The organism is Lentzea sp. NPDC004789, assembly GCF_053601075.1.
On the sequence record NZ_JBSGBE010000049.1, the window covers coordinates 1 to 12,035 of the forward strand.

General features: G+C 61.2%; 9 protein-coding genes. 5 read left to right on the forward strand and 4 right to left on the reverse strand.

Annotated features, from left to right (window positions below; all coding sequences use genetic code 11):
- Positions 1-209: 209 nt before the first annotated feature.
- The 4 genes from ACWEIJ_RS45890 to ACWEIJ_RS45905 all read left to right on the forward strand — a co-directional run bounded on the left by ACWEIJ_RS45890 (position 210) and on the right by ACWEIJ_RS45905 (position 6,008).
- A complete protein-coding gene (locus ACWEIJ_RS45890; RefSeq protein ID WP_449843605.1) occupies positions 210-1,922 on the forward strand; it encodes an HsdM family class I SAM-dependent methyltransferase in 1,713 nt (570 codons plus the stop codon).
- Complete coding sequence (locus ACWEIJ_RS45895; protein WP_449843606.1) at positions 1,867-2,607, forward strand: hypothetical protein; 741 nt, start codon at positions 1,867-1,869, stop codon at positions 2,605-2,607. The genes ACWEIJ_RS45890 and ACWEIJ_RS45895 overlap by 56 nt, the downstream gene beginning before the upstream one ends.
- Entirely contained in the window at positions 2,604-3,497 is an 894-nt protein-coding gene (locus ACWEIJ_RS45900; RefSeq protein ID WP_449843607.1) for a hypothetical protein, read from the forward strand. Before ACWEIJ_RS45895 ends, ACWEIJ_RS45900 begins: the two co-directional genes overlap by 4 nt.
- 2,157 nt (positions 3,498-5,654) lie before the next feature.
- On the forward strand, positions 5,655-6,008 hold the full coding sequence (locus ACWEIJ_RS45905) for a hypothetical protein (protein WP_449843608.1): 354 nt from the start codon (positions 5,655-5,657) through the stop codon (positions 6,006-6,008).
- A gap of 742 nt (positions 6,009-6,750) precedes the next feature.
- On the opposite strand, the gene ACWEIJ_RS45910 is transcribed toward ACWEIJ_RS45905, so the two are convergent.
- The 3 genes from ACWEIJ_RS45910 to ACWEIJ_RS45920 all read right to left on the reverse strand — a co-directional run bounded on the left by ACWEIJ_RS45910 (position 6,751) and on the right by ACWEIJ_RS45920 (position 10,451).
- Positions 6,751-9,396 (reverse strand): CHAT domain-containing protein, encoded by a 2,646-nt coding sequence (locus ACWEIJ_RS45910; protein WP_449843609.1) that lies wholly within the window; start codon positions 9,394-9,396, stop codon positions 6,751-6,753.
- A gap of 13 nt (positions 9,397-9,409) precedes the next feature.
- Positions 9,410-9,745: a hypothetical protein gene (locus ACWEIJ_RS45915; protein WP_449843610.1), complete on the reverse strand. Its 336-nt coding sequence runs from the start codon at positions 9,743-9,745 to the stop codon at positions 9,410-9,412.
- A gap of 82 nt (positions 9,746-9,827) precedes the next feature.
- Positions 9,828-10,451 carry a hypothetical protein gene (locus ACWEIJ_RS45920; protein WP_449843611.1) on the reverse strand — a complete coding sequence of 208 codons (624 nt, stop codon included), beginning with the start codon at positions 10,449-10,451 and terminating at the stop codon, positions 9,828-9,830.
- 305 nt (positions 10,452-10,756) lie between these two features.
- Between ACWEIJ_RS45920 and ACWEIJ_RS45925 the strand changes: the two genes are divergently transcribed.
- Entirely contained in the window at positions 10,757-11,362 is a 606-nt protein-coding gene (locus ACWEIJ_RS45925) for a hypothetical protein (protein WP_449843612.1), read from the forward strand.
- A gap of 28 nt (positions 11,363-11,390) precedes the next feature.
- Here ACWEIJ_RS45925 and ACWEIJ_RS45930 read toward each other — a convergent pair whose 3' ends face one another.
- Positions 11,391-11,534 (reverse strand): hypothetical protein, encoded by a 144-nt coding sequence (locus ACWEIJ_RS45930; protein ID WP_449843613.1) that lies wholly within the window; start codon positions 11,532-11,534, stop codon positions 11,391-11,393.
- Between the last annotated feature and the right edge of the window lie 501 nt (positions 11,535-12,035).

A 12,035-nucleotide genomic window follows, 5' to 3' on the forward strand; every position in this document is an offset into this window, starting at 1 on the left:
CATGGTCGCGCTGGCGACGACGCCACCAACACCGAGCCCGACAATGCCATTACCAGCGACGACTCACAGGTCACGCCATGCGGCTGTAGTACTAGGTGTGATCTTGATGGGTCCCGGGATTCGGCTTCGTCGGGCATGCTAGACATCTGTGGTGGGCCCAGACCGGCGCGCCTCCACACCCCCGAACGTATGTGCGACAGGATGTACTGGTGAGCACCACTGGAACGGCCGTAGATAGCCCTGCGCTCCGCAAGGCACGAGGAGCGTTCTTCACGCCACCGGTGCTCTGCAAATACATAGTCGACTGGGCGGTGAGAGACCCCGCTGATCGGGTCTTGGAGCCGTCCTGTGGCGAAGCGGCGTTCCTGATGGCCGCTGGGCAGCGTCTCCAGGCCCTCCGGGCTCCGGGCGGCGATGCGCCTGCGGAGTTGCATGGCGTGGAGCTCCATGAGGACAGCGCGCGGAGGGCTGAGAGCCTGCTACGTCATGCCGGGCATGACGCCAGTGTGGACGTCGGTGACTTCTTCACCTTCACCCCGCGCCCTCTCTACGACGCGGTAGTGGGTAATCCTCCATACGTTCGCTACCAGGACTTCAGTGGTGAAGCACGTACACGGTCGCGCGAGGCGGCTCTTCGTGCCGGTGTCCCGCTGACCGGCTTGGCATCGTCCTGGGCTGCCTTCACTGTTCACGCCGCCTTGTTCCTGCGGCCCGGCGGCCGGCTCGGGCTTGTCCTGCCTGCAGAACTACTGACCGTCAACTACGCCGCAGAAGTTCGACGGTTTCTGATGCAGCGCTTCAAGACCGTGCGCTTGGTCATGTTCACGGAACTAGTCTTTCCCGGCGTGCAGGAGGAGGTCGTCCTCCTACTCGCAGACGGATTCGATCAGGGCCCAACCAAGCACTGTGAGCTGTACCAGTCTCGTAACACGGCCGACCTGCAGCAGGCAGTTGGACGTCGCTGGGAGCCTTCCAGCCCAGAAGGCAAGTGGACGCCGTCACTGTTGTCGGCTGAGGCGTTGGAGTCCTACGAAACACTCATGGGCAGTGATCAGTTCGGCACGCTGCATGCATGGGGTGAGACCACACTCGGCATGGTCACGGGCAACAACCGTTACTTCACCATGTCACCTCAGAAGGCAGCAGAGCTCGGGTTGTCGGATCGTGAGCTTCTGCGCCTCTCGCCGCCTGGTTCAAGCCATTTGCGAGGTCTGTCGTTCACCGAGGCGGCCTGGCGGGAGCTCGGACAAGATGGGCGATCTACGTTCCTCTTCCGGCCGTCTGGCGAACCTTCACCAGCCGCACTGAAGTTCATCGCTCAGGGCGAGGAAGACAAAGTAGACAGCGCGTATAAATGCAAGGTTCGCAAGCCATGGTGGCGAGTGCCACTCGTTCCTGCGCCAGATTTGTTTCTGACCTACATGAATGCTGATACGCCGCGTTTGTGTACAAATCAGGCCAAAGTTCAAAATCTCAACTCTGTTCACGGAATCTATCTTCATAGCGGAATGCAGCAGATCGGTAGGGAACTCTTGTCGCTCGCCTCTCTCAACTCCATGACGTTGCTCGGAGCGGAAACCGTGGGGCGCGCATATGGGGGAGGGATGTTGAAGATCGAGCCAAAGGAAGCCGATCGACTGCCCATGCCGTCCAAGATTCTCATCGCCGCGGCCAGGGATGAACTGAAGGCCATTCGACCCCAGGTGACCAAGCATCTGCGGGTCGGAAAGCTCCTCGAAGCAGTGAAGCTCGTCGACGACATACTCCTCGTCAACCACACCGAGTTGGACCGGAGCCATGTAAAGTCTCTTCGTGAGGCTCACATCGAGCTACACGGCCGTCGGGTGGCGAGAGGAACCGGTAAGCGTGTCGAAGCGGCTCGAGGATCTGGTCCTGTCGGCCCTCAAGACACTCCCTCCTAAACCTGGAGACGACGCCACTCAGGGCGCAAAGCGCAGCTACTCCCAGCAGATGTCAGCGGCGCTCGCGGCAGCCGTAGCGGAGGAGTTGCGCCATCGCGGTATGTCTAGCGCTCGACCTGGGGGGCCCGGCGAGCTCGGTAAGTCCGGTGCGGAGCGGCGCATATCGGGTGGGATCGGGGCCAAGAAGGTCGACGTCACCTGGGCGACAGAAGAGTCCGGCCTCTTGCTCGGCGTGAGTATCAAGACCATCAACTTCCGCGACGTAACTAGTCAGAACTTCCAGAAAAACCTCATCAATCGTCGCGGTGACCTTCTCGTCGAGGCAGTGACACTGCATCGACGATTCCCATATGCGGTTCTTGCAGGTCTTTTGGTCCTCGATAAAGCCGCAGCCAGCGACTCCACGGACAAACGTCGCAGTACGCTTGCCAATGCGTTTCCCCGGCTGCGTCTCTTCACTGGCAGGAGCGATCCAGCGGGCCGCGACGAGCAGTTCGAGCGGCTGTATCTCCTTCTGGTCGATGCCAACAAATTTCACTCGTCGATCGAGTGCTACCGGGTGGACAACCCGTCGGAGACCGTCCCGCTCGCATCAGTGTTTGACGATCTTGTGTCGGTGCTGATCGAGCGGAACTTCGACTTTTATGAAGCTGACGAACACGGCGGCTTGAGGAAGATGGTGTGATGCCGCAGGAGTCACCGCAAGACGTCTTTGAACTGCTTGAGCCGCTGATCCGGTCCCAGGTCTACGTCAATCCGTGGGAGCGTCAAGAAGACGGATCAGTCCGCTACCAGGCCGACTTCGGCTTGCTCCAGCGGATGTTGACAGTGCCCGTGACGGAGGGTACTGGGAGCCAGTCCGGGCGCCTCGCTAAAGCTATCGATGCCTGGGTTGCTCAGGAACTCCGGCGTGCTGGGTTCGGGGATGACGAAGTCTGGCCGCGGCTCACTTCTCCGCGAGTGGTGCCGCGCGAAGTTGCGATGTTCGTCGACTCTTTGCCGCGATCACTAAAGCCTGCAGTGCAAGCGCAACTACTGCGCAACACCAAGGTTGCACCTTCGGATGCGCGCGTCCTTGGTCGAGCCTACGTGAAACAAGTCGACGTACTTATCGCCCAGTGGTCCCGCGGGCCCGAACTTCTCGTGTCGACCAAGAGTATGGCATCTTCCTTTCGGAAGAATCTGGCAAATCGCTTTGAGGAATCATACGGCGACGCAAAGAACCTAAGGGGCCGTTATCCCATGGCTGCGATGGGTTTCCTATTCGTTCTGCGATCAACGGCACAAGAGGAACCTGGCACAGTCGAACGTGCAGTTGACATGCTGCGCAAACTCAAAGCAGAGCACGATGTGTACGATGCAACCTGCCTACTCATGGCAGAATGGGGTACCCCTGGCTCTCAGGGAGTCTCGATATTGCACGACGTTATCCCGGATGACCTGGGCGCCAATGCTTTTCTGAAGACCCTGGTCGAAGGAGTGCTTTCGCGGACACCCGTCGATATGCACGTTGCAGTGCGAGAGCGTCACGAGCACAGAGATATTCCCTTGGAAGATTCCGACGAGCCTAGCTAGCTCGCGTTCTAGAAAACGCAGCATCGGATTCGGACGTGACATCAATCTCGACGCAAGGCTCCACCGTCACGATGCATGCGGTAACCGGCAAGACACGCGATACGGTCACGTGCGGCCAGTGGAGCGGGTCCGTGGGACGTAGACCTGCGTGGCCTAGGCGATGCCGCATTGGGTGCTGGTGGCGCCAGTGCCCAAGGCACAGATGCAGTCGCTGGATTCGCAGTGATTACTCGACTCCTCCATGCCGTGCGGCGTGAGTTGGCGTCGATGTCGAGCACGTGTACACCGACTGGATCGGTCGGTTCCTTCGTTGATTCGGCCCATGAAGTCGGCACGGATGTCGTCGTGCCTGGATGGCAGCACCGACGGCTGGTGCCAGCAGCTGAGTGCGGTCCCGGCGATAACGTTGCTGACCTGGCTCCACCCATTCGGCTTGGGCACGGGAAGTGGGGATCGCGACGCGGGCCAGTGGAGGCCGAACGGGTGGTAGATCACCATACGCTGGGTAAGGTTATTGCCGGAACACCGGTGTCGTCTGCGGTGACCAACAGGCCTTCGACGTAGCCGTCGAACGTGTCCAGCACCCCCAGCGGGCTGAACAGGTCGTCACGATAGGCCGTCCGGCGGCCTGCGCCCAGTCGAGTACCTCTCACAGCTCGCGCGGACCTTAGCCGCCGGCCGCGGTGCCGCAGGCGAACGTCATCAATGGGAAAGCGTTGCGCAGGAACAGGTTCTCACGCTCGTGACTGGTTAGCTTAGGACAGGACACAACGAACACTTGCGGGAGCGGCAGCCGGATGTCGACCTCCTCGGGAAGGGCTCAAGCCTTGCGAAGGGACTCTGAGCGTTCAGCGGGCAGCTAGAACAGCGCCGGCATGTGGCCGGTGTCCGGGCCTGGTTGAACGCGCTCCGCCGGCACCGATGGGCCAAGATCGGTCGCGTCGGCCGGGCGCCGATCGATGAGGCGTGTCGCTGCGGCGAGATGATCATTGCGTCATTCACCGGTGACCGTGAGCGGCGGGTGCTGACAGTCGCTCCTCCGCTCGGGCCATGGTCGTCGTGATCTGCGTTCGGAGACCTGTGTACAAGGGGCGTTGTCCACGCCGAGCCGCTGGCACCGCATGTTGGTCGACAGGTGTCTCCAGTTGGCCCGATCGAGCTACATGGGTAACAGCAGCTTCCAGTTCCCCGACTAAGGACGTACTCAATGCGGACTGCGCGTTCGTCGCTGCTGCAGATCGACCAAGGAGGGCTTGTGCGCCGAGGTTATTCAACCTTGAGGCCTGTGGCTCCATCGGCTCTCAATATGACTGCACTACCGGGCAATAGCTCCCAATGCATCCGCCGATTTCGGGAGCAAAGGCGATGCTTGTTTATAGCTAAATAGCTGCAAGGAGGATTTACTTCGTGACTACCTCAGGGCCATTTTCGCATACCGAAGGACATAATGTCATCGCTTCTGGATAATGCGCGCATTCCGAGGGTAATGGAACCACTGCTTCTGGGAACGATTCACACGCTGAAGGGAACGAGACGCAAGCGGTGGGTGATGGTGCACACTCCGAGGGTTTTAGAACCAGGGCAATAGGAATTCTTTCTCATGCTCAGGGTGCCAAGTGTGTTGCATCAGGAATGACTTCCCATGCAGAAGGCACGGACAGCACTGCCTCTGGCGACTTCTCTCACGCGGAAGGGCAAGGAACTACAGCGTCGGAAACATACGCTCACGCGGAAGGTTGTAGAACGACCGCTAGCGGATCTGCATCACATGCTGAAGGGTTTCAGACTGTCGCGTCGGGTGGCTCGTGCCATGCGGAAGGCTATCTAACCAAGGCTACGGGCGGCAATTCTCATGCTGAAGGGTCGTTGGTCTTCGCCGCTGGCCTAGATTCGCATGCTGAAGGTCGTCAGACCGAGGCGATTGGCCAATCTTCACATGCTGAAGGTGAGGCAACAAGTGCGTCCGGCTTTGCATCTCACGCTGAAGGGTGCAATACGAGAGCTATAGCTGATTACTCTCACGCGCAAGGAAGTAATGCGGCGGCAACACGCTTAGCGCAGCATTCGCAGAGCGGCGTCGCTCTTGCCGAAGCTGGAGATGCTCAAACATCCATAATGACACTAGCCGCAAAGTCTGTCGATGGCCACCGTCAAATAATGACCGTGGATACCCGTGTCGTTAGTTGCTCTGGAACCCGAGTCAACGTCTACACGATGATGCCTGGCGCGGCAGCTATGTTTGAGTTGCTTATTGCCGCGCATAACCACGACAGCGATGAGGCTGCAGGTTGGAAAGTCAAAGGGATGATTCTGCGTCCAAAGGATCGCGGCGACGTCCGGATAGTGGGGGATCTGCTGGTTCAGAGTTGGGCGGATGTCAATTCTGCAAGTTGGCTTGTCGAGGTTTCCGCTGATGCAGTAAGTCAAAGCCTGCAAGTTGCTGTTTCTGGTGAGGAGACTAAGGTAATCGGCTGGGTTGCGCGCCTGACGACGGCCGAGCTAACTTTCTAGAGTCCACTTGCGTTCAATTTGATAGTGACGGCGGTGCTGACTCAAGTGGCATTCCTTAAGCGCTTCGTTTTAGGTGAGGGCCTTGAGTTGCTACGCGGTTCCTTGCGATGGCTGTGCTGTGCCCACTTTAGGAGAACGGTTGTACAACTCATCTTCCAGCGTCATTGAGCAGCTTGAGCCGGAATTGCGAAGGCGTGCAGCCTATGTTGCGCAGACGTTCCTCCGATGTGGCGTCGTTCCCCAGCTGATGAATGGTGATGGCCGTCCACGGACCGTCTTGCCTACGTTCTGGGGCTGGAGCCTTCACGAGCTGCAGACGTGGGAGGAGGAGGTTGACAAACCAACTCATCGCCTCGAGCGGGGTGACGTCTACCGTCGTATCGAGAGCACCTATGAAAACCACTACCTTAGTGTGGATGGATTTTTGCTTTTTGGGACCTACTGCCTGAATGTCTGCTTACGGCATCGGTCTCCCGATGACATCGGGGCTAAAGGAGAGCCGAAGCTCGGTGTGGCTACGGCTGAGGAAATCGGTTACCTGGACTTTCCGGTCACCAGGCCACGCTACAATCGCTTCCGGAGGGGGCGTGACAGAATCGAGTCATGGGCAGTGGAGCGGAAGAGAACATCCCATGTCAAGACCTGGGGCATGGGCCTATCGAACCGCATCGACGCGCTGGCTTCCACTCTCGTGGACCCGGCCACCCTCAGAGTTATTTGTCCTAATTTTCCTGCGCAGTGACTACGCTCCGGCCACGCCATTCATCGGCTGATACCCGTCTCCGATGCAGATCAAGCCCGCCCATTTGCCCGCAGGTGCAAACGGATGCCAACGGCGATAGCGCAGCTGTGCGGACCTGAGTGCCTTGGCTGGTGGTGCTCCTTCGCTTGCGTACCGGTAGAAGCGCGCCAATATCCATCCGGTGGCGCGGTCGTCGACGTCGACAACACCGCCGATCACGCAGCGCGCTCCGCCGAGAAGGGCGCTCGTCGGCAGGCCTAGCGGTTCGACTCCCGGAACGAACCGGAGCCGGCCAGACCAGCAGGCCGCCATGACTACCAGTTCCGGCAAGTCCGCGGTCAGCAATTCCGCTGCTGTCAACGGTCGTACCGGATCGATCTGCAGGGCTTGGCCGAGCCCCGATCCGTCCGCTGGCGAATCGGTCTCCAGATGCGGGTCGGTTCCGTGTGCCCCGATCACCACGAGGGCATACCGGCTGGCGCCGGACAGCGCCGCGCGGAGTTCGGAGGCATCGGTGACGTCTACCGGATCCCACGATGCCCGAAGCGCGGCAATCTCTTTCGTGGTGCCAGGCAAATCGGGATCTCGGAACACCAAAGCGCCTGTGCTGCTGCGCGGCGCCCTGGCACGCAGGGATGGCCACAGCCGAAGTGACGGTACAGCCGTCAGGACGGCACGTTGTGCCAACGGTTTGCGCCGTACCGGCAACGCACCGAAGGGGAATGGTGCGAGAGCTGAGCCGGTGACGATCACGACCGACGGCGGATCCGAAGCCCGCTCCAGCACCGCTGCTAGGCCTCGCGGAATGATGCATTTGGACAAGGCTGCCATCAGCCGCGGACGCCAGGAGTACGCCACATCGGATGCCGCGTTCCGGTGGTCCATCAGCAGATCGCGAACCCGCTCGGGCAGTAACATCTCCTGCACGACAGGGTTCCCCGAGGCCGGAAGCCACACGGCCCAGCAGACACGCGGCTCGTCGGGATCAATGTCGACGAGCAGCGCGTGCCCGTTTGAGGGAAGGCAGCTTTGCAGCTCGGCTACATCTCCGAACGGCTCGGCCAGGACGGCTGCTCGCAACACAGTCGACGCTTGCCGTTCGAGCTCCCCTTGAACCATCGCCAGCCGTTCCCTCGCAACCTCAGGCAGATCTCCTTCTGCCACGGGCGCGCGAGCGAGCGCCGCCTGCAGACTGTGTGCGGCGGAGACGTGGTCGCGCAACGACGGAGACAAACGGTCCCTGCCGTGCCGGATGTAGTCGGCGATCGCTTCAGCGCGTGCAGCGACGGCAACCTCTAACGCCGCTCGGCCATCCGCGCACAGTGCGGCCACGTGCATCGCCTGCGCGTAGCTGTGACGGTTGTTCTCATAGTGGCTCGCCCGGCTCTGTGGATCGGGCAGTCTCCTGCCCAGGCGATCACGAATCTTGAAGTCTCGCAACGCGTGCGGTAGGGCCTCAGCCGGACGTCCCACTGCCACCAGGATCTTAGCGAGGTTGAACCGCGCGATGGCCTCCGCATCAGGCAGATCGAGCCCGTCCAGCAACTCCACCGCCATCGTGAACTGGCGCTCGGCTTCATCGAGGCAGCCTTGGTCTCGCGCGAGGTGACCGCGCTCCAGAGCCACTTCCGAGAGCCCGGACCGGCGCTCAAGAGCGGTATAGAGCCGGTTTGCCTCCTCTAGCAGGCGATCGCAGTCCTCGTACCGTCCGTCAAGTCGCGCGAGCCAGCCCCGCCTCAACACGGTCAGTGCCACGCCCGTGGCGTCCCCTTCCGCGCCGCCGTAGAGCCCGAGCGCTTCCACCAGCATCTGGTCGGCTTCCGCGTAGACCGCCTGCTTGGTATCACCATCTCCTTGCGCTGAACTGATCAGTAAGCGAGCGCGGCGACGGTGAATCGCCGCCATTCCCAACGGCCGCTGTGCCTGCTGATACCTGGCGTAAGCCTCGGCGTAGTGGTGACGTGCCGCTTCGACGTCGCCGATGTTCTCCGCGACCGCGCCGAGCTCGCGTTGGACGTTCGCGGCTCCAGTGAAGAGTTGTCTGCGCTCGTACAACGCAGCCGCCTCGGCTAGATGCGCGCGAGCCTGGTGCAGTTCACCGGTCTGCCGCGCGACGACTCCGAGTTCACGATGAACATCGGCGAGCACGCGGTCCGTGCTGACCGCCGCATCGCAGAGGTTCAACTGCTGCAGCGCTTGACCCAGAAAGTCTGCCGCGGACAAGAAGTCCAATTGCAATGTCGCGGTAGTTGCCCTGATGAAGAGGGCGTTCGCGGCGGCACGCAGGAACCCTGCCTGCAGCGACACCGTCAGCGCCCGCTCGGCCAAACGGTGCGCGTCGTCGAATCGAGTCGCGTACCGCGCGATGGTCGCCGCTTCGATGCACGCTTCCACGAGTACATCGTCCGCGCCCTCGGCGTCCGAGATGGCCGCCTTCAGGTGCTCCGCCGCCGGAGCGAGCCGCATGCTCGCACCATCGAGCCAACCGAGCTCTAAACGAAAGCGCGCCCGCACGGACGCTGGTAGCGCGGAGAACTGGGGATGTTCAACCGCTTCCGCCAGGATCGCGCGAGCCCCGTCATGGTCTCTTGCCTCGACCAGCTCCTCAGCCCGCCGCAAGTGTTCGACAGCCTCGGTTTCGTTCATCGTGCGCCGATCGTCAGAACCGGCCGGCGACGTAGTCATGAACCTGTCGCCCAGAGTTGGGTGATGCGCTGCGACGTCCTGACTTCTTGCCGTCGGTCAGGCTGTTGACGGCAGCGGAGAACAACAGTGGAAACGCGGCGCCCAGGACTGCCACCTTCAGTGCGGTCTGCGGGTCGTCCCAGCCGAACAAGGCCGCTCCAGCGCCGAGCAGCACTAGTATGGCTGACGCGGCAAACTCCTTCGCAGTCGGTGACTTCTCAGATCGGAGAACGCCGACAACCCGGATCAGTTCGGCGCACAAGGCACCCAGCATCCCGACAAGGATTGTGCCCACCAGTCCCTGAACCATGTCGCCTCCTAGCGTCGTGCTCGACACGTCGCCTGGGCAACGTCAATCGTTACGCCGCTCAGCGAGGTGGGCCTCCTCGGTCTCACCTGGGAAGCAGACGATTCAAGGCCTTGCTCAGGCCGATGCCCTTCGCCTGGGTGAGCAAACGCTTTCCCGGATCGCGATCACCCCAGGTCTTGGTGCCTTTGCCGTGAGTACCGTACTCGCAGTAGCGTTTCTCGAAGTCCATTGCTTCGACATCGCGGGTACTCAGGTCCGACAGGCTGTGCTCGTGCGTGGCGAAGAACCTGGTGCGGCCGTCAGCCGTGGTCGTGTTCTCCGTTTCCGTCAGGACGGCTTTCTTCAAGCTGCCGTCCGAGAGCAGCACGACGTAGTGCTGCTCATGGATGGTCTCCTGGTTCGAGTAGGTCCGCTCCTTCCTGTTGGTTTCAATGTGGTGGTGTCGCCGCTCCAGTACCCAGTGACGTCCGACTACGTCTATCCGTTTGCTGACCGCGACCGTCTCACTTTTGGGCTCCATCCTGGTAAAGAGGTTGAAGAAGCCATGCTTCACCTCAACCTCCTTCGTGACGGTCTGGTACTCCGTGGTGGTGTACGAGATACCGCTCTCGGCAGGTACACGGGTTTCCCGGGCAACGCGCTGTGCGTAGGCGCGGAGGCGGGACCAGTCGATCGTGGATGCGTTGTACGCCTGTCGATCGGGCATTAGGTCACTTGTCGTGGGTCGGTTGCTTGCATCCGTGCTCTGCTCGATGTCGTCCGTGCGCTCGTCCCACTGGGCCTTTGACTCCGTCTCCGCTTCAGGACGTCCTGGAAGTTCTTGACGATCGCTGGTGGCTCCGGCGGAGGGGTGAACGGCATCTGCGTTCTCCTGTCGACGTCAGCGGTCTGCGGAATCACGCTGTACGGCGTGCTAGATCGCCAAGATGCTGGTGAGCGTTACGGAATCGTTCAGCTGTAACGAATTCACGTTCGTATCCGACCCACCTGAGCACGACTTCGGGGGTTACCATGATCGACAAGCTTGATGCGGTGGAAGCGTTCCGGCGCCTCGAGGTGTTCGCGCGCAAGGTCGCGACCGAGTGCGCACATGCCCGCGTTCCTCACGACACGTATGTCGCGCAGAAGGCTTACTCCAAGGTGGTGACCACACCCGGACGACTGTTCCGAAGAACCAAGACGGAGACCGTCTCCGTACCGGAACAACTGGTCGACATCGGCGGCTGGCGCGTCTTCGCCGAGGACCTGACGGACGATCTCCTTCGGGAAGTCACCGGAACCATCCGGACTTCCCGGCACTTGACCAGCCGACGGGAGGTGTGGCTGCTGCGCTCAGGCCAGTTAGTCGAGGTCGAGCTGCGCGAGGAGTCGGTCTGGAACAACACACGCGGCTCCACGCCAGCCCAAGCGACGACGATTATTCACAGTCGGCGGGATCTCGACTACCGTACGGCACGTCTGCTGGACGGCAGGAGCGTCTGGAAGACAGGAAAGAAGCGGTTCAACGGCATGGACCGCTTGGAAGAGTGGCGCCACTACTACGAGCCCAAGCCCTCGGTTCCCCACTGCGTGACGCTGTCGCAACGCCTGGCGATGCTGCGGAGTCGAACCGCATGATCGGCCGTTCTGGCGACACTCGGAGCCCTCAGCGCGGGTTGAGCGGTTGCCAGCGCCGCAGCCGTCCGCGGCAGGAATCCGGCGCCGGTGGTGCGGGGTTTGCAACGACCCTCGAGGTGAAGTCGCCGGTCTGGCCGTCCAGCTTGTCCTTGATGACGCCCGCCAGCGTCATCAGCGTTCAGCACGACCTATTCCTGATCCTCTCGGACTCGGCCATCAGACGCACGCTGCTCTACTCGGCGAGACGACTGACACCACCGGTGATCCCGAGGAACCAGAGCGTCTTGCCCACCTCGATCACCAGCTGGCTCAGATCTGCCGCCATCGACGCTGTAGCAACAAAATCCCATCGGGCAGTTCGTGTCGTGGGCCGACCCACTTGGACGGGTGATCTTGTCGGTCCTCTCCAGTAGCGTGCTGAACAGGTCAACAGGGGGCAACACCGATGAATGATCACCTAAGCGCCGCTCACGGACCGCTGATCGCTACTTTCGTACAAGGGACTCCAGAACTGGCACGAGCTGAGATCTGCGCCGTCGCTGTCGATCTGGCTGGTCACAACTGGCGTGCGGAAGCGGACTAGTACTACAGCCGCATGGCGTGACCTGTGAGTCGTCGCTGGTAATGGCATTGTCGGGCTCGGTGTTGGTGGCGTCGTCGCCAGCGCGACCAT